General features: G+C 36.6%; 21 protein-coding genes and 1 pseudogene. 12 read left to right on the plus strand and 10 right to left on the minus strand.

The annotated features are described in order from the left end of the window. The first annotated feature begins 15 nt into the window (after positions 1-15). From ACK2M2_RS05585 to ACK2M2_RS05610, 6 genes are all read left to right on the plus strand, one after another. Entirely contained in the window at positions 16-1,263 is a 1,248-nt protein-coding gene (locus ACK2M2_RS05585) for an efflux RND transporter periplasmic adaptor subunit (protein WP_409511253.1), read from the plus strand. Positions 1,264-1,275: 12 nt separating this feature from the next. Continuing rightward, complete coding sequence (gene adeJ, locus ACK2M2_RS05590) at positions 1,276-4,455, plus strand: multidrug efflux RND transporter permease subunit AdeJ (RefSeq protein WP_409511254.1); 3,180 nt, start codon at positions 1,276-1,278, stop codon at positions 4,453-4,455. After that, positions 4,455-5,915, plus strand: a complete 1,461-nt coding sequence (gene adeK / locus ACK2M2_RS05595) for a multidrug efflux RND transporter AdeIJK outer membrane channel subunit AdeK (RefSeq protein WP_419346640.1) — start codon at positions 4,455-4,457, stop codon at positions 5,913-5,915. Before adeJ ends, adeK begins: the two co-directional genes overlap by 1 nt. Positions 5,916-6,107: 192 nt before the next feature. After that, complete coding sequence (locus ACK2M2_RS05600) at positions 6,108-6,476, plus strand: YbjQ family protein (RefSeq protein WP_419346501.1); 369 nt, start codon at positions 6,108-6,110, stop codon at positions 6,474-6,476. 3 nt (positions 6,477-6,479) lie between these two features. After that, positions 6,480-6,914 carry a YbjQ family protein gene (locus tag ACK2M2_RS05605; RefSeq protein ID WP_419346502.1) on the plus strand — a complete coding sequence of 145 codons (435 nt, stop codon included), beginning with the start codon at positions 6,480-6,482 and terminating at the stop codon, positions 6,912-6,914. A 140-nt stretch (positions 6,915-7,054) separates the two neighbouring features. After that, complete coding sequence (locus ACK2M2_RS05610) at positions 7,055-8,086, plus strand: agmatine deiminase family protein (protein ID WP_419346504.1); 1,032 nt, start codon at positions 7,055-7,057, stop codon at positions 8,084-8,086. 121 nt (positions 8,087-8,207) lie between these two features. Here ACK2M2_RS05610 and ACK2M2_RS05615 read toward each other — a convergent pair whose 3' ends face one another. The 3 genes from ACK2M2_RS05615 to ACK2M2_RS05625 all read right to left on the minus strand — a co-directional run bounded on the left by ACK2M2_RS05615 (position 8,208) and on the right by ACK2M2_RS05625 (position 10,523). Continuing rightward, entirely contained in the window at positions 8,208-8,906 is a 699-nt protein-coding gene (locus ACK2M2_RS05615; protein WP_419346505.1) for an ATP-binding protein, read from the minus strand. A 2-nt stretch (positions 8,907-8,908) separates the two neighbouring features. Continuing rightward, positions 8,909-9,706 (minus strand): SDR family NAD(P)-dependent oxidoreductase, encoded by a 798-nt coding sequence (locus ACK2M2_RS05620; RefSeq protein WP_419346506.1) that lies wholly within the window; start codon positions 9,704-9,706, stop codon positions 8,909-8,911. 115 nt (positions 9,707-9,821) lie between these two features. Further along, on the minus strand, positions 9,822-10,523 hold the full coding sequence (locus ACK2M2_RS05625) for a hypothetical protein (RefSeq protein WP_419346508.1): 702 nt from the start codon (positions 10,521-10,523) through the stop codon (positions 9,822-9,824). 374 nt (positions 10,524-10,897) lie between these two features. Between ACK2M2_RS05625 and ACK2M2_RS05630 the strand changes: the two genes are divergently transcribed. Then, positions 10,898-13,792, plus strand: a complete 2,895-nt coding sequence (locus ACK2M2_RS05630) for a valine--tRNA ligase (protein WP_419346510.1) — start codon at positions 10,898-10,900, stop codon at positions 13,790-13,792. A 59-nt stretch (positions 13,793-13,851) separates the two neighbouring features. Further along, positions 13,852-14,412, plus strand: coding sequence for a toll/interleukin-1 receptor domain-containing protein (locus ACK2M2_RS05635; RefSeq protein ID WP_419346512.1), 561 nt, complete (start codon positions 13,852-13,854; stop codon positions 14,410-14,412). A 35-nt stretch (positions 14,413-14,447) separates the two neighbouring features. Here the strand turns inward: ACK2M2_RS05635 and ACK2M2_RS05640 are convergent, their stop codons facing one another. The 4 genes from ACK2M2_RS05640 to ACK2M2_RS05655 all read right to left on the minus strand — a co-directional run bounded on the left by ACK2M2_RS05640 (position 14,448) and on the right by ACK2M2_RS05655 (position 17,970). Beyond that, positions 14,448-15,062 carry a TIR domain-containing protein gene (locus ACK2M2_RS05640; protein WP_419346513.1) on the minus strand — a complete coding sequence of 205 codons (615 nt, stop codon included), beginning with the start codon at positions 15,060-15,062 and terminating at the stop codon, positions 14,448-14,450. After that, positions 15,052-15,645, minus strand: coding sequence for a hypothetical protein (locus tag ACK2M2_RS05645; RefSeq protein WP_419346514.1), 594 nt, complete (start codon positions 15,643-15,645; stop codon positions 15,052-15,054). Before ACK2M2_RS05645 ends, ACK2M2_RS05640 begins: the two co-directional genes overlap by 11 nt. Further along, positions 15,630-16,820, minus strand: a complete 1,191-nt coding sequence (locus ACK2M2_RS05650; protein ID WP_419346515.1) for a toll/interleukin-1 receptor domain-containing protein — start codon at positions 16,818-16,820, stop codon at positions 15,630-15,632. The genes ACK2M2_RS05645 and ACK2M2_RS05650 overlap by 16 nt, the downstream gene beginning before the upstream one ends. A 91-nt stretch (positions 16,821-16,911) precedes the next feature. Then, complete coding sequence (locus tag ACK2M2_RS05655; protein WP_419346517.1) at positions 16,912-17,970, minus strand: molecular chaperone DnaJ; 1,059 nt, start codon at positions 17,968-17,970, stop codon at positions 16,912-16,914. 181 nt (positions 17,971-18,151) lie between these two features. Between ACK2M2_RS05655 and ACK2M2_RS05660 the strand changes: the two genes are divergently transcribed. The 4 genes and pseudogenes from ACK2M2_RS05660 (at position 18,152) to ACK2M2_RS05675 (ending at position 21,803) form a co-directional block, all read left to right on the plus strand. Then, positions 18,152-18,691: a hypothetical protein gene (locus ACK2M2_RS05660; protein ID WP_419346519.1), complete on the plus strand. Its 540-nt coding sequence runs from the start codon at positions 18,152-18,154 to the stop codon at positions 18,689-18,691. A gap of 152 nt (positions 18,692-18,843) precedes the next feature. Then, positions 18,844-19,015 (plus strand): annotated as a pseudogene (locus ACK2M2_RS05665) (transposase); the annotation flags it as partial. A 676-nt stretch (positions 19,016-19,691) separates the two neighbouring features. After that, entirely contained in the window at positions 19,692-20,879 is a 1,188-nt protein-coding gene (locus ACK2M2_RS05670; RefSeq protein WP_409511266.1) for an ammonium transporter, read from the plus strand. A gap of 201 nt (positions 20,880-21,080) precedes the next feature. After that, the gene (locus ACK2M2_RS05675; protein WP_419346520.1) at positions 21,081-21,803 is read left to right on the plus strand and encodes a phosphatase PAP2 family protein; all 723 of its coding nucleotides are present in this window, start codon (positions 21,081-21,083) and stop codon (positions 21,801-21,803) included. A 119-nt stretch (positions 21,804-21,922) separates the two neighbouring features. On the opposite strand, the gene ACK2M2_RS05680 is transcribed toward ACK2M2_RS05675, so the two are convergent. The 3 genes from ACK2M2_RS05680 to ACK2M2_RS05690 are packed head-to-tail and all read right to left on the minus strand — an operon-like array spanning position 21,923 to position 25,627. Next, complete coding sequence (locus ACK2M2_RS05680) at positions 21,923-23,248, minus strand: ATP-binding protein (RefSeq protein WP_419346642.1); 1,326 nt, start codon at positions 23,246-23,248, stop codon at positions 21,923-21,925. A 3-nt stretch (positions 23,249-23,251) separates the two neighbouring features. After that, entirely contained in the window at positions 23,252-23,935 is a 684-nt protein-coding gene (locus tag ACK2M2_RS05685; protein ID WP_409511268.1) for a response regulator transcription factor, read from the minus strand. Between the two features lie 27 nt (positions 23,936-23,962). Then, on the minus strand, positions 23,963-25,627 hold the full coding sequence (locus ACK2M2_RS05690; protein ID WP_419346644.1) for a phosphoethanolamine transferase: 1,665 nt from the start codon (positions 25,625-25,627) through the stop codon (positions 23,963-23,965). Between the last annotated feature and the right edge of the window lie 60 nt (positions 25,628-25,687).

Genomic DNA, 25,687 nt, shown 5'->3' on the forward strand with positions numbered 1-25,687 from the left:
TAATGAGGTGAAATAATGATGTCGGCAAAGCTTTGGGCACCAGCCCTGACTGCTTGTGCTTTAGCAACAAGTATTGCACTTGTCGGTTGCAGCAAAGATCCTAAAGAAGCAGAGCAAGCTGCTGCTGCCCAAAAAATGCCGCCGACAGAGGTTGGTGTCATTGTTGCTCAACCACAAAGTGTTGAACAGTCGGTTGAATTATCAGGCCGTACTTCAGCATATCAAATTTCTGAAGTACGCCCACAAACAAGCGGTGTTATCTTAAAACGTTTGTTTACAGAGGGTAGCTTTGTACATGAAGGTCAGCCTTTATACGAAGTTGACTCAAGTATTAATCGTGCCAATCTTGAAAGTGCCAAAGCTTCTTTGGTTCGCCAACAAGCCAACTTAAATGCACTGCAAATTAAAGCCAATCGTTACCGCCAATTGGTCGGCATCAATGCCGTATCTAAACAGGAATATGATGACTTAGTTGCACAAATCAAATTGGCCGAAGCTGACATTGCAGCATCGAATGCTGCTGTGAAAAATGCACAAATTGATCTAGGTTATTCAACTGTTCGCTCACCTATTTCAGGTCAATCAGGTCGTTCTTCGGTGACTGCTGGTGCGTTGGTTACAGCAAATCAAGCCAATGCTTTGGTGACAATTCAACAGCTTGATCCAATCTATGTCGACATTAGCCAATCAAGTGCTGAATTGCTACGTTTACGTCAACAATTGAGTCAAGGTAGTATCGACCGTAGTAACAACACCAAAGTTCGCCTAAAACTTGAAGATGGTAGTTTCTACGCTGTTGAAGGCAACTTGGCATTTTCAGATGCAAGTGTAAACCCTGAAACAGGCTCTATAATGCTACGTGCTGTCTTCTCAAACCCAAATCATTTGTTGTTGCCAGGTATGTTTGCCAATGCACAAATTGTTCAGGGTGTGATTCCGAATGCTTACCTCATTCCACAGGCTGCCATTACACGTACGCCAACAGGTCAAGCAATGGCGATGTTAGTTAATGCTAAAGGTCAGGTTGAAGCGCGTCCAATCACAACAACTGGTGCACAAGGTCAAAATTGGATTGTGACACAAGGTCTACAAACAGGTGATAAAGTTATTGTTGATGGTATTGCGAAAGTAAAACCTGAACAGCCTGTTGTTGCTAAACCTTACCAAGCTAAACCTGATGCAACGCAAGCGCCTGCAGCTGCAAAAGAAGGTGCGTCAGCAACTCAACCTGCTCAGCAGCAAAAAGCTACTTCAAATACATAAGGGGTAGACTTAATGGCTCAATTTTTTATTCATCGCCCCATCTTTGCATGGGTGATCGCATTGGTCATTATGTTAGCGGGTATACTCACGCTCACAAAAATGCCAATTGCACAGTATCCAACCATTGCTTCGCCGACTGTTACAATTTCTGCAACATACCCTGGTGCTTCTGCTGCAACTGTTGAAAATACAGTGACACAGATTATTGAACAACAAATGAATGGTTTGGATGGTTTACGTTATATCTCATCTAACAGTGCAGGTAACGGTCAAGCCTCGATTGAGTTGAACTTTAATCAAGGTATTGACCCTGATATTGCACAGGTTCAAGTACAGAATAAACTTCAATCTGCAACAGCTCTTTTACCTGAAGATGTTCAACGTCAGGGGGTAAAAGTAACTAAATCGGGCGCAAGCTTCCTACAGGTTATTGCATTTTATTCTCCAGATGAAAGCTTATCTGCAGCCGACATTAAGGACTACGTAAACTCAAATATTTCTGAGCCCCTCAGCCGTGTGGCAGGTGTGGGTGAAGTACAAGTATTTGGTGGTTCTTATGCAATGCGTATTTGGCTAGACCCTGCCAAAATGACTAGCCTCAATATCACACCAAGTGATGTTGCAGCAGCAATTCGTGCGCAAAACTCACAAGTTGCAGTAGGTCAATTGGGTGGTGCTCCAGCAATTGAAGGTCAAATGCTTAATGCGACCGTCAATGCACAGAGTATGCTGACAACACCTGAACAATTCAAAAATATTTTCCTCAAAAACACCACATCAGGTGCTCAGGTTCGTATTGGTGATGTTGCTCGTGTTGAATTAGGTTCTGAAAACTATCAGTTCGATTCAAAGTTCAATGGTAAGCCAGCAGGTGGTGTAGCAATTAAACTTGCAACAGGTGCAAATGCGCTTGATACAGCCAAAGCTGTTGAAGCACGTTTGGTTGAATTACGTAAAAACTATCCAACAGGTATGTCTGATAAATTGGCATTTGATACAACGCCATTTATTAAACTTTCGATTGAATCTGTAGTACATACACTCGTAGAAGCTATTATTCTTGTATTCTTCGTGATGTTTTTGTTCTTACAGAACTGGCGTGCAACCATCATTCCAACCATGGCTGTTCCAGTTGTTGTACTCGGTACATTTGCTGTAATTAATCTTTTCGGCTTCTCAATCAATACTTTGACAATGTTTGCCATGGTTCTAGCCATTGGTCTACTCGTCGATGATGCAATTGTTGTTGTTGAGAACGTTGAGCGGGTTATGCAAGAAGATCATCTTGATCCGCTTACAGCCACTGAAATTTCAATGCAACAGATTTCAGGTGCATTGGTTGGTATTACAAGCGTATTGACAGCGGTATTCGTACCGATGGCATTCTTTAGTGGAACCACAGGTGTTATTTACCGTCAGTTCTCTATTACGCTTGTAACGGCAATGATTCTATCGTTGATTGTCGCATTAACCTTCACCCCTGCCCTATGTGCGACCATTCTTAAACAGCATGATCCTGAAGCAAAACCGAGTAACAATATTGTTGCCCGCTTCTTCCGTGGATTTAACAATGTATTTGATCGTACTGCCGAAAAATATAAAGGCGGTGTAGACTTCATGGTGCATAACAAAATCCTTTCGGGTATTGTTTATGCGGCAGTGATTGGCGGTTTAGTTGTTTTATTCAAAATGTTGCCTTCTTCGTTCTTACCGGAAGAAGATCAAGGCGTGGTAATGACACTTGTTCAATTACCACCAAATGCAACATTAGATCGTACTGGTAAAACGATTGATACCATGACCGATTTCTTCTTGAATAAAGAAAGTAAAACTGTTGAATCGGTATTTAGTGTTTCAGGTTTCTCATTTACAGGTGTTGGTCAAAATGCCGGACTTGCTTTCATTAAATTAAAAGATTGGGAAGAACGTACTGCACCTGAACAACAAATTGGTGCACTGATTCAACGTGGTATGGCACTGAATATGATCGTCAAAGATGCATCGTACATCATGCCATTACAACTACCAGCAATGCCTGAACTTGGTGTAACTGCTGGTTTCAACTTACAGTTGAAAGATCCAGCGGGTCAGGGTCATGACAAGCTACTTGCTGCACGTAATGCAATTTTAGGTATGGCATCTCAAGACAAACGTCTTGCAGGTGTACGTCCAAATGGTCAAGAAGATACGCCTCAATACCAAATCTATATTGACCAAGCTCAAGCTGGTGCAATGGGTGTGAGTATTGCTGAAATCAACTCGACGATGAGTATGGCTTGGGGTGGTTCATACATTAATGACTTCGTTGACCGTGGCCGTGTAAAACGAGTTTATGTTCAAGGTGAAGCCAACGCGCGTATGATGCCTGAAGATCTAAACAAGTGGTACGTTCGTAATAACAAAGGTGAGATGGTTCCATTCTCTTCCTTTGCATCAGGTCAATGGACTTATGGTTCACCTCGTTTAGAGCGCTATAACGGTGTTTCTTCTGTTAACATTCAAGGTACACCTGCACCAGGTACAAGTTCGGGTGATGCGATGTTAGCAATGGAAGAAATCATTGCCAAACTTCCATCTATGGGCTTAACAGGCTTTGACTACGAGTGGACAGGTTTATCTTTAGAAGAACGCGATTCAGGTAATCAAACTTTACCTTTATTAATTCTTTCTCTACTCATTGTCTTCTTATGTCTTGCAGCACTCTATGAGAGTTGGTCGATTCCATTCTCTGTTCTTTTGGTTGTACCTCTAGGTATTGTTGGTGCATTTGCATTAACTTGGCTTGGTATGGTGATCAAAGGTGATCCTAACCTATCCTTTAACATCTACTTCCAAGTCGCAATCGTGGCAGTCATCGGTTTGTCTGCGAAAAATGCGATTTTGATTGTAGAGTTTGCCAAAGAACTGCAAGAAAAAGGCGAAGATTTGTTTGAAGCAACTTTACACGCAGCGAAAATGCGTTTACGTCCAATCATCATGACCACATTGGCATTTGGTTTCGGTGTACTTCCACTCGCGCTTGCGACGGGTGCAGGTGCAGGAAGTCAGCACTCTGTCGGTTTCGGTGTATTGGGTGGTGTAATCAGCTCAACATTCCTCGGGATCTTCTTTATTCCAGTCTTCTTCGTATGGATTCGTAGTATCTTTAAATATAAACCTAAAAATCAAAATATTCAGGAGCATAAATCGTGATGCAACAAGTATGGTCTATTTCAGGTCGTAGCATTGCGGTATCTGCACTTGCGCTTGCTTTGACTGCATGTCAAAGCATGCGTGGTCCAGAACCCGTAGCTCAAGCAAGTATTCCAGAAGGCTTTTTAACAAATGCATCTTCTGGTCCATCAATCGCTGAACAAGGCTACAAAGATTTTTTCTCTGATCCTCGCCTGATTCAGACGCTTGATCTTGCACTTGCCAATAACCGTGATTTGCGTACTGCAACACTGAATATTCAACGTGCTCAGCAGCAATACCAAATTTCTGAAAACAACCAATTGCCAACCATTGGTGCAAGTGGTGGTGTGCTACGTCAAGACACTCTGAACAGCAAGCCAATGACCACTTACAATGTTGGTTTGGGTGTAACGGCTTATGAGCTCGACTTTTGGGGCCGTGTTCGTAGCCTAAAAGACAATGCTTTAGATAACTACTTGGCAACGTCTAGTGCTCGTGATGCAACGCAAATTGCATTGGTCGGTCAAGTAGCTCAAGCATGGTTGAATTACTCATTTGCCAATGCTCAGCTTAAGTTGGCTGATCAAACATTAAAAGCACAGTTAGAATCTTACAATCTGAACAAAAAACGTTTTGATGTCGGTATTGACAGTGAAGTTCCTGTTCGTCAGGCACAAATTTCTGTTGAAACTGCACGTAATGATGTCGCGAACTATAAGACTCAAATTGCACAAGCTCAAAATTTACTGAACTTGCTTGTGGGTCAGCAAATTCCGACAAACTTACTCCCTGCGCAGCGCGTGACTAAAATTGCAAGTGCTTCGACATTTACATCAGGTCTACCAAGTGATTTGTTGAATAACCGTCCAGATGTTAAATCTGCCGAATATCAACTGTCTGCTGCGGGTGCAAACATTGGTGCTGCTAAAGCACGTATGTTCCCAACCATTAGCCTAACAGGTTCTGCAGGTTACGCATCGACCGATTTAAGCGATTTGTTTAAATCAGGTGGTTTTGTTTGGTCTGTAGGCCCAAGTATTGATATTCCGCTTTGGGATTGGGGCACACGTAAAGCGAATGTAAAAATTTCTGAAACAGACCAACAAATTGCGTTATCTGATTATGAAAAATCTATTCAATCTGCTTTCCGTGAAGTCAATGATGCCCTAGCCGTTCGCCAAAATATTGGTGACCGTTTATCTGCGCAAAGACGTCTTGTTGATGCAACAAATACAACGTATAAACTTTCAAATGCCCGTTTCCGTGCTGGTATTGATAGCTTCTTAACTGTATTGGATGCTCAACGTTCTTCTTATGCAGCTGAACAAGGCTTATTATTGCTTGAACAAGCCAATTTGAATAACCAAGTTGAATTGTATAAAACGCTTGGTGGCGGTGTAAAAGCCAACAGTTCTGACCAAGTTATTCAGCAACCCTCTAGTGCTGAATTGAAGACTCAAAGTAAAACTGAACAATAAGTTCTAAGTTTTTAAAATGCTCACTTCGGTGGGCATTTTTATTACCTTTCACTTTTTTAATCAAATAATGTCTGTCTAAAAGAAAAATAGAAAAACTTCAAAAATATGACTCACTTTCTCAGATACACCTGACATTGCAATTTAGCCTTATTTTGATTATCTTCAAACTAAGCACATCATGTTAAAAATCGTATGCAACTAAGTAATTTAGAAAGTGTTCCTGGTCATGACATTATTCAACAAATTGATGTCGTTTATGGCAGTACTGTCCGAAGTAAACATGTCGGTCGAGATTTTATGGCAAGCCTTAAAAATATTGTCGGTGGTGAACTCAAAGGCTATACCGAGCTTTTAGAAGAATCACGCCAAGAAGCCATGGATCGTATGATTCAAAAAGCACAACAGATGGGTGCAAATGCAATTGTTGGTATTCGCTTTTCAACATCAAATATTGCTCAAGGTGCTTCGGAACTTTTTGTTTATGGTACGGCTGTCATTGTTCAACCGAATCGAAACATTAGTTCTTCTTCGCTGCCTAATCCATTTCCAACTCAAGGATAAGTTATGGAAGGATTGATTTTTAAGATCGTCCTCTTTGTCCTTTTATTTAGTATTGGATGGTTAGTAGGACGACATGTTGAACAGAAACATTTGAGAGTGCTTGAAGAAAAAGAGAAAAAATTGGCACATATTAAAATGGATACCAATAAATTCCAAACCTCTCAAAATTCAGGACAACTCATTGAAAGTAATGTCGTTATTTCTAACGATTATTTTAAATATGTAATTGCACAAATTCAAAATTTCTTTGGTGGACGTCTAACAACTTATGAATCAGTTGTAGATCGTGCACGGCGTGAAGCAATTGTTCGCTTAAAACAAAAAGCTGTAGATGTTGGAGCAAATCAAATTATGGGGCTACGTTTAAGTACGACTGAGTTGGGAATGGAAGGTGGTATGGTTGAAGTTTTTGCTTATGGAACAGCGATTAAGTATTAAAAATACAATATATTTTCATTAATACTTGATTATTTTTATTAACAAGCATATGAACAAATAAACATATATACCTTGTTTCTCTCCTAAGGACTCATCTATATTGAGTATAAAAAGGGTAATATATTATGTTGGTCAAAAAAATGAAAAACTTATTTTTAACAATGAGCATGGCTATAATACCGATGATTTCTTTAACAGCGAAAGCTGAATTAATTGTATTGGCATCGCCTCAGAGTGAGGATACGTATTATGCAAAAATGGTTGATGATATTTTTGACTTCCATATTAATTATGCAAAACAAATTATTAAAAATGGAGATAAAGTCCTTATATTAACTGACAAATATCTTTACCCAGATTATGTCAAAGCAATAGGTCAAAATCATGTTGTCATTGCACCTATGCAAGATATTTGGATGCGTGACTTTAGTAGTGCAAATCCAGATCAACCGACCCTTTTTCGTTATACAGCGGCTGGACAAGGTGGAACTAAAAAAGCCCAAGCTATTTCTGATGATGTTCAATCTGACTTTAAACTTTATAGCCAAAAAGCAGGTTTAAAATTTATACAGACCCAACTACTCAATGATGGCGGGAATTGGGTTGAAGATGGTTTTGGTAATGTTGTCATTAGTACTAAATTTTTATCGGATAATCGTCTATCTGAAAAAGTAGCACGTGAAAAATTAATCGCATTGACCAATGCTAAACATATTGCATTTATTGATGCGGATGAACAAGGTGGCTTAGAACATGCTGATGGTGTCGTCAGTTTCATAGATCAGAATACCTTAGTGATGAACACTTATCCTGAAGATCCTGATTATACAAAAAAATTAAAAGCAGATTTAATACGTGGTATTCCAAATATTAAAATTCATGAAATAATAACCCCTTATGATGGAAGCCAAATCTATGATAAAAAATTCGGATCTGCATGTGGTTTATATACCAATATGTTAGTAACGCCTGAGCACATATATTTCCCACAATTTGGTATCAAAGAAGATTCTGTTGCATTACAACAAATTCGAGCAATCACTAAAAGAAAAGTTATTCCAGTTCAATCTAATCATGTTTGCCATATGGGCGGTGGGGTTCGCTGTATGTCATGGCAGTTAAGAGGCGAAAATGCTGAATTGTTATTAAATTACGTCAATAAAAAACATTAAAAAATTAAATCATCGCTATCAATAAAATAAATTTAAAAATTGATATTATTAATTTATTCTACATCACTTATGATGATAATTACTGTCCTGACCATTTTAAATGACAGGACAGAAAAACTGCTTATTCAAAAATAGCTTGCCAATAGTGATAGGTTTTTTCTTCGCCATCGGCTAATTTAAATTCATACATCATTTTACGTGTTTCAATAATGTTAAAATCTACGGGATGGCTAAATAACTCGCCGTCATATGCAAACGTATGATATTCGCCATTTTCACCACAAACATCGACATCATTTGGCATTAAGTCAATGCTTACCGAATTAATGTCCTTTCCAATAAAAGTTCCATCGAGTTTACTGGCATCAGTGACGATAATTTTTGTTTTTATTCCCGAAGCTAAAAAGTCTTGCATCACTTCAGTCGAGTTGGGATTCCACAATGGTTCAACCACTTCTATTCCCAATGGATGTAATCTATCTTCTCTATATTTACGCACATCTGTTAAATAAATATCACCAAAAATAAAATGTTGCACACCTTGTGCCTTAAAGTGTTTTGCCGCATTTAACATTCTTAGCTCATAAATCTCAAGATTTTTAGGCAAAAATACGGGATAAAGTGGAATACCAATACTCTCAGCTTGTTTTATCATAAGTGTATGAGGAATCGCATGCATTGAAGAGAGCTTTGTTTCTTCATTGACTGTTGTTAATAAGGCAACAACTTCAAACTGGTTCTCTTGTAACACTTTAGAGAGTGCTAAAGCTGAATCTTTACCACCACTCCAATTAAATACTGCTTTCTTACGAATATGCACAATTACTTCACTTTCATTTTACGAATCATTTTATACAATATTGACGGTGAAATACGTGAAACAAATACGCCAAGTTTCTCTTTACGTCCACCAATCACTATATATTCTTCACCTTTTAATAACGCTTTGACCGCTTGATCAGAAAACTCTTCCGCGGTTAAACCATTTGCAGTGGCTTCATTATCATAACCTTGCGCTTTACCTTCGCCGTTTAAAGCATTGATCGACACATTGGTCTGTACAAACCCTGGAAATAACACAGAAACGCCAATGCCATCTTGTGCAACTTCAGCACGTAAACTGTTTGCCCACATATGAATAGCGGCTTTTGCTGCCGAATAAGATGCACGATACTGTGTCCCTAATAAGCCTGCCACACTCGATACATAGACAATACGTCCCGATTTTTGCGATAAAAATGTAGGCAAAACCAACTTAGTCAGAAACACTTGTGAAAAGTAGTCGACTTCCATAATCGCACGTTCAGTTTGCATACTTGTTTCAGCAATCAAGGCACGTTGGCTTAAACCTGCATTATTAATCAGCCAATCAATACGTCCTTTTTCTTTCAATACTTGTGCATATGCATCACGTACTTGAGCTTCATTGGTAATATCCATTGCAATAGAAATATGCTGATCTGAGTTTGGCAAACTTACACGCACATTTTCCAACTCTTCAAAGCGTCTTGCGCTCAATACAATTTGCGCTCCCTGCGATGCTAGTGTAGTTGTCAATGCTTTTCCTAAACCTGAAGATGCACCTGTAATCCACACTACTTTTCCTTGTACGTTTTCCATAGCAATCCCTCATTTTTTTTGAATGACATTATTTTACTCACGACTATGCCATAAAAATGCGATCTATGAAAAATAGTTCACATAAAAATAGTTTTAAAGAATTGAATCAGTTCATTTAAACTTCAAGTACAAATTTTGAAAAATGATAACCATAATGTTTTAATTTTTCATCATTACTACTCGATTTTTCATAATCATCAGCCACCTTTTCAAGGCGTTTATAACCTGTACTTGTTACCATACTAATGACACCATTTAAGGTTTTATCGACCACAAAATTAAATTTCAACAAAGTTTTAGGATCGCGAATAAATTCTGAAACACCCAAATCTATCACCTGAATCAAATTTTTCAGCGTGCCTCGCAAATTTTGTACATCACCCTGCTGAAGTTTTTGTAAATCGTTAAATGAGTTTTCACCCAAATGCTTATCTAGTTGATAATGCATTACCACTTCAGCATTTTCTGAAGCATCAAATTTTTTCAAAATATGATTGGCAACTGGTTTTAGACGTTCATTACTAAATAAAGAAATAGACCAAGGCATGTACTTTTTCATTGCGCTTTCAATTTGATTAAAAATCTGCTCAGCCTCTTTTAAGCTCTTTTTACCCTCGGCACTGAGTTGTGAGTTTGCACGCTGTTCTTCAATAAGTGTACCAAAAAGCTGATCAAGTACCTGACATGACATGTCCGTAAATGCTTGCCCCAACTCTTTTGCAACATCCTTTTTTTCACCTTTGTTAAGATGTTGGCTAATATTGACCAATTGTTGATAGGTCTGTTGCTTGATTAATAATTCAACTCTATAACTCATTTTATACTTCCATTATTTTCATTATTGGGGCAGTCCATGCATCTTAACAAAGCGAATGTGTAACAACATTGTCTTTAAGTACCGTCCATTTCAAATATTATTTTCTATGTTTTATTTTTTTAATCAAATAGTTATTTCTATATATTTGTAAAGCTGACTATTTTTTCTAAAACAATTACATTCACAAAAGCTATTTATTTGCCCTACCTAAAACAATTGACATGAATAATCATTCTTCATGCTTGTTTTATTCATTGCATTCAACAGAATAGTCTCAAAAACACAGTATTTCAGCATGTACAGGAAGCAACAAAGATGGAATTTTTTTGCTACAATGGATCTAATTTTTTATTCTATTTAAAAATTTTCGAGCTATGACTGATTCAGCGCAAAACATCTCTACGACTTACGATCCAACTGAGATCGAAAAAAAATGGTACCAAACTTGGGAAGAGCGTGGCTACTTCAAACCGTCTGAAAAAGGCGAATCATTTTGTATCATGATTCCACCACCAAACGTCACAGGTAACTTGCACATGGGTCATGGCTTTAACAATGCCATTATGGATGCCCTTACGCGTTATAACCGCATGTCAGGTAAAAATACTTTATGGCAACCGGGTACAGATCACGCGGGTATTGCAACGCAAATGGTTGTAGAGCGTCAGTTGGGTGCGCAAGGTGTCAGCCGTCATGACTTAGGTCGTGAAAAGTTCATCGAAAAAGTATGGGAATGGAAGGAACAATCTGGCGGAAATATTACTAACCAAATTCGTCGTTTAGGTTCATCTGTAGATTGGTCTCGCGAACGCTTTACGATGGATGAAGGTTTATCGAATGCTGTAAAAGAAGTTTTCGTTAAATTACACGAAGATGGCTTAATCTACCGTGGTAAACGCCTCGTTAACTGGGATCCAAAATTACAAACTGCACTGTCTGACTTAGAGGTTGAGTCAGATAAAGAAGAACAAGGCTCGCTTTGGCACTTTAAATATTTCTTTGAAGATAAAACTGTTCGTACACATGATGGTAAAGATTACATCGTTGTAGCAACAACTCGTCCTGAAACATTACTCGGTGATACCGCTGTTGCAGTCGCATTGGATGATGAGCGTTATGCAGATCTTGTTGGCAAAAATATTATTTTACCAATTACAGGTCGTGCTGTTGCGATCATTAAAGATGAATATGTTGATAAAGAATTCGGTACAGGCTGTGTAAAAATCACCCCTGCACATGACTTCAATGACTATGAAGTGGGTAAACGTAACGAACTCCCAATCATCAACATTTTCAATAAAAATGCTGAAATTTTGGCTGAGTTTGAGTTTATTGCCAAAGCTGGTGAACAAATTTCTAAAACCATCACAGCGCCTACTGAATATGTGGGTCTTGAGCGTTTTGCTGCACGTAAAAAATTGGTTGAACAAGCGGAAGCTGAAGGTTGGTTAGATCAAATTCAACCGTATACGCTTAAACCACCTCGTGGTGACCGTTCAGGCGTAATTGTTGAGCCACTTTTAACAGACCAATGGTATGTGAAAATTGCGCCACTTGCTGAGCCTGCAATTAAAGCTGTTAAAGATGGCGACATTAAATTTGTGCCTGAGCAATACAGCAATATGTACATGGCATGGATGAACAACATTCAAGACTGGTGTATCTCTCGTCAATTGTGGTGGGGTCACCGTATCCCTGCATGGTATGACGTAGATGGCAACATTTATGTAGGTCGTTCTGAAGAAGAAGTACGTGAAAAGAATGGCATCCCTGCTGATGTTCAACTGGATCAAGATGAAGATGTACTTGATACATGGTTCTCATCGGGTCTTTGGACATTCTCAACTTTAGGTTGGACTGGTGATGCGAAGAAAGATGCGGAAAACTATTTCTTAAATACTTTCCACCCAACTGACGTTCTAGTCACTGGTTTTGACATCATTTTCTTCTGGGTTGCCCGAATGATTATGATGACCATGCATTTCATGAAGAATGCCGATGGTACACCTCAAGTTCCGTTTAAAACGGTGTATGTACATGGTTTAGTCCGTGATGGCGAAGGTCAGAAAATGTCTAAATCTAAAGGCAACGTGCTTGACCCATTAGATTTGATTGATGGTGTTGACCTTGAAACTTTGGTACAAAAACGTACTACAGGTTTGATGAATCCGAAACAAGCAGCGAAGATTGAGAAGTCTACTCGTAAAGAATTCCCAGAAGGTATTCAAGCTTACGGTACAGACGCTGTTCGTTTCACTTTCTGTGCACTTGCCAATACAGGTCGTGACATCAAGTTCGATATGAAACGTGTTGAAGGTTACCGTAACTTTGCCAACAAAATCTGGAACGCAACTCGTTTCGTGATGATGAACTGTGAAGAGCAAGTGATTGGTCAATCAGAACGTCAAGACCTTTGGGAATTGCCTGAGCAATGGATTGTGAGCCGTTTACAAAAAGCGGAAGCTGCGGTGCAACAAGCATTTGCAACATATCGTTTAGATTTAGCCGCACAAGCAATTTATGAGTTCATTTGGAATGAATACTGTGACTGGTATGTTGAGCTGACTAAGCCTGTTCTAAATGATGAAAATGTTTCAACTGAACGTAAAGCAGAAGTTCGTCGTGTTCTGCTTGCGGTAATGGAAGCATCTTTACGTCTTGCACATCCAATCATGCCGTATTTGACTGAAGAAATTTGGCAAACGCTTGCGCCTAAACTTGGCATTACTGCTGAAACCATCATGCTGGCACAGTACCCTGTTGCCAACCCTGAGCGTGTAAATGAACAAGCTGAAGCAGATATGCAATGGCTTCAAGGTTTGATTGGTGCTGTACGTAATATTCGTGGTGAAATGGGCTTAGGTAATGCACGTTTATTGCCTGTTCTTTTACAGAACACGACTGAAGCAGAAAAAGCGCAGATCTCACGTATTGAACCATTGTTCAAAGCTTTGGCGAAAGTTGAAAGCATTACTTTCTTGGCTGATGGTGAACAACCGCCATTGTCTTCGTCTTCTGTCGTTGGTCATGTATCTGTATTTGTGCCAATGAAAGGTTTAATTGATCCTAAAGCGGAACTTGGTCGTTTGCAAAAAGACTTCGACAAGGTTCAAAAGCAACATGATCAAATTGCCTCTAAACTTGGCAATGAAGGTTTTGTGGCGAAAGCACCTGCTGCGGTAGTTGAAGGCGAGAAAGTAAAACTTGCTGAATTTGCTGATCAGTTAGCGAAGATTAAAGCGAATATGGAGCAGATTGCGGCGCTTTAAGGTGTTGCTAAACGTTTAAATATAAAGCTAAAATCCCCTCAAACTCGAGGGGATTTTTTATGCGTTTTTTTACATTAAATGAAATGAAGGTTTATGCTGAAAATGAAACTTCTCGTTTTAACATAAGTATGGAAAGCTATTTTAATGAAACTATAAAACAACAAAATCAAAAAAATACTTTTGATATTTTTCTTTCACACTCTTCCAAAGATAAAATTTTGATTTTAGGTATTAAAAGATTTATAGAAGACAGCAGATACAGTGTTTATATTGATTGGGTTGATGATCCTGAATTAGACCGTACTAATGTTAATAAGCACACAGCTGAGCAACTCAGAAAAAGGATGAAACAATCTAAGTTTTTAGTATATGTAGACTCTGATAATGCAAAATCTTCAAAATGGATGCCTTGGGAATTAGGTTACTTTGATGGCTATAAATCTGAAAAATTAGGAATTTTAGTCATTAGAAATAACTCAAATGAAATATATAAAGGACAGGAATACTTAAATCTTTATCCAACAATAGAAAAAGGAAATTTAGGTTCGGCACTTAATAATGCAACAATAAATAACCAATTATTTTATGACTATTTTGGTAATGAAAACATAATGTATTAGGATGGTAACTCATCCTAATACACGAATACAATCAACTAAAAATTAACTCTTAAATTATATTTAGCTACATTACTACGGTTTGTTAGTGCCTTATCAATCCAAGCATCAAATTGACTTAAAAATTGGGCCCATGTACAAGTTACAATATAATCGGAACTCGAACCGTAGTTTAAAAAAAGAGGTTTTGCATTATTCTTATTTAGTCGAATAATCTCAAAACCAAAATTATAGCCGTTTGCATAATTATAATTTCCATTAATATCAGGCAAAACTACAGCTAGTATTGCATTTGGATTACTACGATTTTCTTGTCTATTCTTAGTTCTTAGCGAGTAAGAAATTTCCCATGGAATCCATTGATCTTTTTCAAAGGGATAAGAAACTTTCATATTTGGAGAAATAAGAACAATAGTAATAGAACTATCAAAAATTTTATCTGCTAATTTAGAATAAATCGTTGATTCCTTAAAATTTGCTAAAGACTCTCCATCATTTTCACCTTTATTAATATGTCCATATTTCGGCAAAAGTTTTTGTTGGATGATATCCACATAATGTCTAGGAGTCGTTTGTTCCCAACATGAAGTAGAATTCAGCTTTTGTACGCTTGAATCAGTATATTTATATGAAATAAAAATTTTATTCCCCACCTAAAATCTCCTCAAATAATTCATCAAATAATGGTAAATAGCAAAAATCCGTTAATAATCTTTCATTTTTAAAATTTTCTTCAACATATAAAATTCGTGAAGCTGCACCTGTTGAAGCTATTGGAAATACTGGTACATGAGGATGAGATTCTTTGAATAATTTATATTCATCTTCCACCCCTTCCATACCACCAATAAAAATAGCTGCACAAAAATCATTTTCGACGATCATTTTATGACGCATTAGTTGCAAACTAGAAATTTTGTCTGCTAAAGCATCTGTACGAATAATTTTTTCTACATATTCATTTTCAGGCGGAAAAAATTTCGCAAAAAAATTAGACTGATATAGCGTGACGCGGTCTTCAACTTTTAACTGTTGCTTTTCTAAGACCAATTTAATTAAAGGCGTAATAGATGGATGCCCTCCCCACACTAATTCTGCTTTCAGTAAAACTATTCTAGCTAAAGCAATCACAGCATCACGTATAGCAGTATTGTCCGCAGTATCAAAATATTTTGTATCTCTTTCTGCTAATGGAATACTTGCGGACAAAAATATTTTTTTTAATTCGCTAACCATTTAGATACCCCACCAATTTCTTTAGTCTTCACAGGTAAATATTTATTTAGCCAATTTAAATGATGTAACCAAATATCTCGAATATGAATTTCATCATATAAGATAAAAATTTTATCTAACTTTCCTTTTTCTTCATAAATTTTTTGAATCAAGGATTCTGACTCTTCACAATTTAACGCTTTCGGCATACCAATCGCAGGAACAACTATTGATTTTCCACCATCTTTTTCAAGTTCAATAAACTTATGACTTGAAAGTGTTGCTGTAACTTTTGATTTTTCAGCATAATGCATAAATGTGGAAATAAGCTTATCTTGGCGAGAAGCTAAAGTTCGTGCTCTTAAAGCTTCAGTAAATTGGACAATTTTTATTAAACTGCCATCTTTTAACCTTGCATTCTTATCATTAAAGACATTATCAATAAAATCAGAAGCTTCAAGTTTTAATACTTCTGATAATTGTGCTCCTTGTATAACTGTATACTCAGGCCATACAATTTGAACTAAACCAATAGAGGCAAGATTTGCCTCACTTAGTTCTTTTTGTGTCCACTCACTTTTCAAGTAATTTTCTGTACTAAGCAATACAACTACATCACTATCAATCATTCTTTGCAATAACTCGTCTTGGAATGATTCAGATTTTCGAATTGAATGACTATCTAGAAATACATCAAAGTTATGTTGCTCAAGATATTCGTATAACTGTATTGCAACACCTGTTGAATCAGTTCGCTTATAACTTACAAATGCACGTCGTTTTGACTTGAGTAAATTAAAAGCCTCCAATGCATTGTTTACAACTTTTTCAACAGCCAAATCCATCGGTAAGTTTAATAAACTTAACCCATTATAGTTTTGAATAGCTTTTGGTACTAAATTATTAAACTGAGACAAATCTTCATCAATCAAAGGTAACAATAAAGTTGCATCTTTTACCAATTTATTAATGATCTCTTCATCTAGAAAAACATTCTCAGCTTTTTTTCCCATATAAATACAAAATGCTGGATTAGCATCTGTATATTCTTCTCCAAAATTATTTCTATCAATAATTTTAAAGAATGCTCTATCAATTCCTAACTCATCAATTCTTTCAAAAAATACATCTTTAACTTTAGGAAGTAATCGATGATCAATTGCTCCCATAAATATTAGTTGATAATAATGTTTCAAAGTAGTCTCTTTATTTTTAATAATTATCTAAACATATTGGCTCTAAATTTTATTTTTCAAGCCTAAATATCCATTATTTTTCAAATTATTATCACAAAGCCTCATTCCCGAATAACATCTCCAACCCTTTCACCTTCCCCATATATTTCAAACGCTCTTTTTCCCATTTCACTTGTTCTTTTAAAGTCATCACATCAGCATCTATCACTTTATACACATCTTTGACTTGCATATTTTTAGGCTTCGGCTTTTCACTCCAATGAAAAGCATCGGTAATATCATCAATCTGACTCGCTAAACGCTGACTTTGCGCTTCCAACGCCATTTTATAAAACTTCATATGCTCATCACTTAAAGCTTTAGGATTTAAACCCTTATTGGTTTCAAGCTGTAATTGCATTTTCAACAAATAAAATAAATCCTGTTGCGTATATGCGTCATTCACCACTTGAAGTAATTCAGTTTTTTCAACTTTTTTAGCTTCATCAGGTTCACGGTCGGGGTGAATCATCGCAGTAATTTTTAAATACACGGTTTTTAGAGACTGCTCTGCCAACTTTTCAGCTTGTGCACGTTTTTGCGCTAAACGTTTGCGTTGATGCTCTTCACGTTGTTGCTCGTATTGCTCAGTATTCCAATCTTCAAACTCAATATGTTCAAAACTTGAATCTATATTTTCAGACTCCATTTGCTCAGAAGAATTAATGTTTTGAGAACTTATTTCCGATGATTTTTTCTGTTTTTTACTCTGCTTTTTATTTTGACTATACATACGATCTTGCTGATAAAAATGATGAACTTCATCTACTAAATTCATTTTTTCAGTATTTATACTTGGTGATTTCTTGAGTGTTTTAGCCAATGATTGTAATTTGGCATCGAGCTGTTCTAAATCAGCCTTAGAAAAGTCCTGTTGTTGTAAATATATCCATAATTGTTCAAGTTGCGAAAATAACGTGCCATGTAATTCAGTATAAATCGGGAATAGTTTTTGGTGCATATAACTTTGAATTTCGTGTTGCATATTCTGCCACATGGCTAAATCCAGCTTTTGTTGTTCAATTTGTTCAATTAAACGTTGCAACTTTTTATGCTGTGGCGATGCCAATACAACATCTGGTAAAAGACTAATTTTTAGATCAAAAGACATAACAAAAATGAAAAATAAAACGTTCTAAAGTGTAGCAATTTTTACCCAACAAAAGCATATAGAAGCTCGCCATTTTAAAAATTAGACTTTGAAAGAAGCTATATAACGGTATTTTATGTCCTATCTAAAAGGCTAAATTCATCCTAGACTTACTCTAAAGCGATAAAAATAGAGGAAAAATATGCCTTTAACGGAAGCTAATTTAATTTTCAATCAAGAACTCGCAGCATGGGTACAAGCCATTGGCTCAGTCATCGCTATTTTTGTTGCTGTAGCAATTCCACTTTACTTTGACCGAAAACAACATAGAGATGAACAACAAGTTGAGGAGAATCAAAAACAAAAGTTTTTAATTACATTACTTCCAACACTGTATCAACTTCGTAATAGCACCCAAATATTTTTAGAAAAGTTTCAAAATCAACATGAAATGAATGCAATTCACAGTCTAGAATCTGAATACTTAAAATTAATTCCTGTTTTTGCCAAGGAATTACATATTTTTGTACATAGTAATATTTATGATGAGCAAGTGAATCAATTGGCTTTTGAGTTATTTCATTCTGAAGAAATTTTATCTCAGTTTTTAAAACATGCTGTAAAAGATCAATGGCAAGCCTCACAAGAAAAACTCATGCAGCATGCCAATTATATTCTGCAATTTACCTCAATGATTATTGAAAAAACAGAGCATCATTATGCAGATAAAATCACCGAATGAATAAGGCTAAAACCTATCATACAATCAATTACTCCTGTTATATAAACAGTATACTTCGCCAAATTAGTTCGTTGAGGAAACATCTATTTTGCTTTAACTCTACTACTTAATGGTATGTACCACGACAAAGTCAATAAGGTCGAAATTAAATATATTCCGATACTGTTATTTATTGCTACCTCATGATCAAATCTCTATTTAGATGCTCCTTATATATTGTTTTAGGGCTTGTTCAGCGCTTATTCAATAATGTGGTTTGAAATGGACAGCACCAGATATTCCACCCTTTGCAAAGGACAAAAGCATATTGATATTCAATTTTCTATCAGAATGTAGGGATCGACTTCTTTACATTTATTCATTTATTCATTTATTCATTTATTCATTTATTCATTTATTCATTTATTCATTTATTCATTTATTCATTTATTTATTTATTTATTTATTTATTTATTTATTTATTTATTTATTTATTTATTGAACGATAAACTCAGCACTAGGAAATTCCATAGCCAACTAAAAAATTCATGCACTCCTACCAGTAATAAATAAAATTACAGAATTAGGTCGACCTTATATCCAAGTTGTCACTTAAATTTGAGTAGTTTGGAATCATTTTGATTTTTGGCGTTTTATGTAACAAAGCCATTAAGTTTAAAAATTTATCACGACTATTTAAGCCTACATTTTAAATTATTCTATGCCCTTTTATTTAACTTGAATCATTTTTGTAGTTTTACAACATGCAATAATAAACTAAATGGAAAAAATTAATTCTCAAATAACATTAAATATCAATAAATTAAAATATTTATAAAACTAACTTTGCACCAAATTAATACTAAAACACCAAAACAGTGCATGACTCGCTTTATATCGAGTCTTGATCATATTTTGAATGATTTAATCAATTTTTCCCTACAGCAAAAGTATTCCTGTTCTGTTTTAGATCGTTATACTTGAACCGAATTGTGACATATAGCACTAAAAAGAATCATCTATGCAAAATACAGACTTACTCTTTCTCCTCCTTGGTGCAATTCTTGTGCTTGCAATGCATGCAGGTTTTGCTTTCCTTGAACTCGGGACTGTTCGCCATAAAAATCAGGTCAATGCACTCAGTAAAATTTTGACCGACTTTTCTATTTCAGCCATCGCCTACTTTTTTGTCGGTTATTATATTGCTTATGGTCAGCATTTTTTTCATGCAGGTTCACAACTTGCTGCCGAACATGGTTATAACCTCATGCGATGTTTCTTCCTACTGACTTTTGCTGCAGCAATTCCTGCGATTATTTCAGGCGGAATTGCTGAACGTGCCAAAATGAAAACACAGGCAATTGCGACTTTATTTTTAGTTGCGCTAATTTATCCATTTTTTGAAGGTATTGCATGGAATGGTAACTTTGGCATTCAAAAATGGTTAGAAGCCACATTCGGTGCAGGTTTCCATGATTTTGCAGGCTCAGTTGTGGTGCATGCAATGGGAGGATGGATTGCCCTTGTCGCCGTACTTTTACTCGGTGCGCGTCATGGACGGTATAAAAAAGATGGTCGTGTCAGCGCACATCCACCATCATCTATTCCATTTCTTGCACTTGGTTCATGGATCTTAATAGTCGGTTGGTTTGGCTTTAATGTCATGAGCGCACAACGTTTAGATGCTATTTCAGGGCTTGTTGCAATTAACTCACTCATGGCAATGGTTGGCGGTACAATTTCAGCTAACTTCTTTGGTAAAGAAGATCCTGGTTTCTTACATAATGGTCCACTTGCAGGCTTAGTTGCCATCTGCGCGGGGTCTGACATTGTACATCCTGTTGCTGCACTATTCATTGGTGCAATTGCAGGCTTTCTCTTTGTAAAACTCTTCACTTACACTCAAAATAAACTCAAAATTGATGATGTTTTGGGTGTTTGGCCATTACATGGTGTTTGTGGTGCATTTGGCGGTATTGCAGTTGGAATCTTCGGTCAACAATGGATGGGAGGGCTAGGTGGTGTTTCACTGTGGTCACAATTATTGGGTACGATGTTTGCCATTATCGTGGCACTTATAGGCGGTTTTGTCGTATATGGAATATTAAAAATGACCATGGGTATTCGCTTAACACAAGAAGAAGAATTCCGAGGCGCAGATTTATCTATTCATAAAATTTCTGCCAACTCTGAAGATGCGATGTTTTAAATCATACGTTTAAAGTCTTTTTTTAAGTTTTTAGCTGACAGCATGTTCACAAGAATATGCTGTTTTCTATTGAATATTTTGTTCTATATTTGAGTATAAATTTCAGAGTATCACTAAGTACTATTATAGAATACGCTAGCTTTTAAGCTTTGATTAAGCAACTCACTGAATAATTCTAAAATCTAAAAAAGAACCTAAACCATGCCCTTCGATTTCAAAAAATTTATGCTTCGAATCAGCGCTATTCTGATCTTTAGTTTAGCTATTTTGATTTATGTTTTTCCTATTTATGGAAAAATCGATCTTGCATTAATACAACCTTGGATAGATCAATTCGGTCATTTTACTGAACGCAATAATTGGTACCTCGTTCATCTTAATCATAAAGTTTTTAAACAACTACTGATTGCTGTTTATCTTTCATTCTTCGTTCTATGGTTGGCTTCCTTTAAGATCGAAAAGCTCAGACCTCAACGCTGGCTATATGGCTATATGTTTGTGGTCAGCATCTTGTCCACTGCACTCATTGGTATTTTAAAATCCCAATCTGCACATGCTTGTCCTTGGGACATGACCGAGCAAACGGCAACAGGTTTTATTTGGAACTTTACTGCAACACACGGTCATTGCTTTCCGGGTGGTCATGCCAGTACAGGTTTTGCCCTCATCACAGGTTTTTTTGTCTTTCGCCTAGTTCAGCCTAAACGTGCATGGTTTTACCTTATTGCTGGGCTACTGCTTGGTTTTATGATGGGTTGGGGACAAATGATGCGTGGTGCACATTTTTTAAGTCACAACTTATGGACAGGTTGGATTATTCTGTGTTTTAACACCGCTTTGTATGCATACTTCTATAAATTCTTTGAGCAACAAAAGCAATCTACCTTATCAAAAGATATATCAGCTCTACCTTCAGATGACTGATGTATTCACTCTATAACAAAAAAGTACTTCAAAGATTGATTTTATTGTCCATGTTGATTTCACTTCAATGACTCAATGTTGACAATAAACCACTTCAACTATCCTGATTTATCATTTTTTTAGTGAAATTCATATTTCATGGGTAGTTTTACCAAACTACTTAATCCACCTAAATCTGCACTTTTAGATAAAATTAACTCCCCGCCCAAATGCTGAATGGCTTTATCAACAATAGACAGTCCTAAACCACTTCCGACTTCTAAGTGATGATGCACACGATAAAAACGCTTACGCACTTGATCATACAATGCAGGATCAATACCAGGACCACTATCTTCAATTTGAATACATGCCATACCAGATGTATCTTGAAACACTGAAATATTAATTATGCCTGATGACGGTGTGTACTTAATTGCATTATCAATCAGGTTAAACACAATAGAATGAATACTTTGCTCAATACTGATCATATGTATAGGATCGTTACGCTCAAAGCCCAAGTCTATTTCTTTTTCCATTGCCAAATTCATTAACTGCTCAACACAATTCAAAGCAACATCATTCAACTTTAAAGCCATCGGCTGTGATTGCACGCTAAGCGAACCATCTTGTTTTGCAAGCGTAAGTAACTGCGTGACCAAATGTTGCATTCGTGCCAAACCTTTACTCAAATTATGCAAATTATTTTCTTCAGGAAATTGACTAAGTAAGATTTGAGTTTGCAAATTTAAAGCTGTAATAGGCGTGCGCAACTCATGTGCTGCATCTGCGACAAATTGCCGCTGTTCTTGTTGTGACTGAGAAATCCGTTCAAATAAATGATTCATTTCATTGATGGTTGGTAGCAGCTCTTCAGGATAGTTCTGCTGTTGTATCGCCTCTAACGAAGTAGAATTCCGCTGTGATAATTCATCTTTAAAATCATCTAAAGGTTTCAATCCACGACGAATAACCAACGCTAAGCCGAACAAAGCAAATGGTGTAATTAACAAATAAGGCAAGAACATAGTTCCCGCCAACTCTATTGCCAAATGCTGACGTACCGATTCCTGCTGACTCACTTGGATTTGATATTTGTCAGTTGGAATGACATACGTCCGCCACATACCACTTGCTGCATGCTGCGTATAAAAACCTGCTTTTTGCTTCGGTTCTACTAATATGTGATGTTCATGCGTTAAATGACTTTGTTTGGCATATTCCCAAACATCCACAAATAAATCTTCTTCTTGGTAACGCTTATGAGTATTGAAATGGCTTTGAATTGGTCGAGCATCCACAGCGACACGCTCTGCAAGATATTCCATCTGCGCATCCAAAATTTCATCAATTTCATGAAGCGCACTTTTATATGCAGTAAAAACAAGAATGCATCCCAACAGGATGCAAAACGCTGAAGTAAACCCTATCAGCCTCTTTTTCAGTGAATAATGTCTTGGCAACACTTAAACACCTCTTGCCTGACCTAAACGATAGCCCAAACCACGGATGGTTCTAATAATATCTTTACCCAATTTAGAACGAATATGGTGTACATAGACTTCAATGGTATTACTACTGACTTCATTGTCAAAATCATATAATTTATCTTCCAAATTAGCTTTGGAAAAGATTTTATTGGGATGTGTCATTAGTGGAACTAAAATCGCCCATTCACGGTTTGAAAGCTCAACCTCTTCACCTTTTAGTTTGGCAATATGTTGTTCAACATCAAGTTCAACATCACCATTTTTTAATACACAGTCACTATTTACTTGTTGTAGAGTGCCACCAACACGGCGTAATAAAGCTTGAATTCGTGCAATAAGCTCATCAAATTCATAGGGTTTAATCAGGTAGTCATCTGCCCCTGAATTTAAACCATCTACACGATTTTGTAGTTGATCTCGCGCAGAAATAATCAACACAGGCAACGTGGTTCGCTGACGAATTTGTTTGAGTACTTGCATACCATCCATCATGGGTAAACCGAGATCAAGCAATACTAAGTCAAATTCATTGTTGGTGAGTTGTTTTATACCATCCAAACCATTATTTACCCATTCCACTTCATATTGATGAAAGCGCAATAAAGTCATAGTGGATTCTGCAATCATAAAATCATCTTCAATCATCAGAATTTTTGTCATGGTCGTGTTCCTGAGTATTTTGTTTGATTAACTGCGTAAGCTGCATTGTTTTAACATATTGATATTCTGATCAATCACACGCGTTTGTATATCAAGTAAACTGAGCATACTTGGAAATAAATTATCCTGACTCAATGTTGCTGAACTTTGTTGAGTTAAGCAATTAATTTGTGGTGATGCAATATTTTTCCACGCATCGGAGAACCACATCATCATAGGTACATGTGTCTGCTGTGTTGGTGCAATGGCATAAGGTGCGCCATGTAAATACATACCATGCTCACCTGTTGATTCACCATGATCCGACAAATACCAAAATCCTGTACGATAATTTTTCTGTGCTTTTAAAGTATCAATGACCTGACTTAAAATATGATCGGTATACAAAATTGTATTGTCATAAGCATTCACCAATTCTTTCGATGTACAACCTTGAATCGCATTGGTTGCACACTCAGGCACAAACTTCTTAAATTCATTTGGTGCACGTTTATAGTATGCAGGACCATGGCTTCCCATTTGATGTAACACAATCAAACGTGGTGATTTGTCATTTTCAGGAATCGTTTTTAAATACGTTTGTAATGCATCGACCAACATACCATCTTGGCACTCATCATCTTTACACCATTTTTGTTTTAATGCTTCAGGAATCACATACTGTTCAACACGGTTACATGTCCCTTTACAACCTGAATTGTTATCAATCCAAGTGACTTTATAACCTACACGCTTGGCAATATCGAGTAAACCTTCACGGTGGCTAGCGAGTTGTTCATCATAATCGGTTCGCTTCATTCCCGAGAACATACACGGTACAGAAACAGCCGTTGCTGTACCACAAGAACTTACTTGGCTAAAGTTAATTAAACCCGCCTGTTTAGACAATTCAGGATTGGTATTTTGATTATAACCATTCAATGAAAAACTTTCTGCACGTGCTGTTTCACCCACCACCAAGACCATCAATTTCGGCATATGTTGATTCGATACTTCTTCAACCAGATGCGCATCTTCACCATAATGAATTAAAGGTAAATCTTTTTTAGGTGACTTTTTATGGTAATACGATAGCGTTGATGAAATGACATTCTGCGGTGAAATCATGCCTTTTAAGTCACGATGTTCACGAAAAATTGCTGCATAATCGACATAGAATACATAGAGTAAACTGCCAACCAATGCCAAAGATGCCACAACATTCAATACTTTTTTCAATACAATTTTAGGTTTTGAGGTTTCAGAACCAATTTGAATGCGACTAATCACTGCAATAGGAAAAACAACAAAAAAGAAAATCCATACTGAAAAACGTAATGATAATAAATCTGTTGCTTCAGCCGAATCAGTTTGCATCATATTTTGAATTTGATCAGGAGAAATCACTACACCCAATGAGTTGACAAAATAAGCACTAAACCCACCAATAAAAACTAAAATGATTGCAAAAAATTTAGCCGTCCATTTCCAATCTAAAATTTGCAAAATAAAATTGTATAGGGCAATCAATAAAATTGCTGTCGCACCAATAAAGGCATAAGCCTTAAATCCTTCGTATGGTGTAAGAGTTTGAATTTTATTTAAAAATGAAAAATTCAACACTAAACCTAACCATACCGCAACCATCAGGTTGAAGCTTGTTAGAGACAACGCTATTTTACGTTGTTTTAAGTTATGTAAAAAATTAAGCATCATTCGTTTCACGACTGCCCGAGTATTATGTTTTAATTTATTTCCTAAAACTTAAAAGCA

This window comes from Acinetobacter sp. TY1 (genome assembly GCF_048551395.1).
Lineage (GTDB): Bacteria > Pseudomonadota > Gammaproteobacteria > Pseudomonadales > Moraxellaceae > Acinetobacter.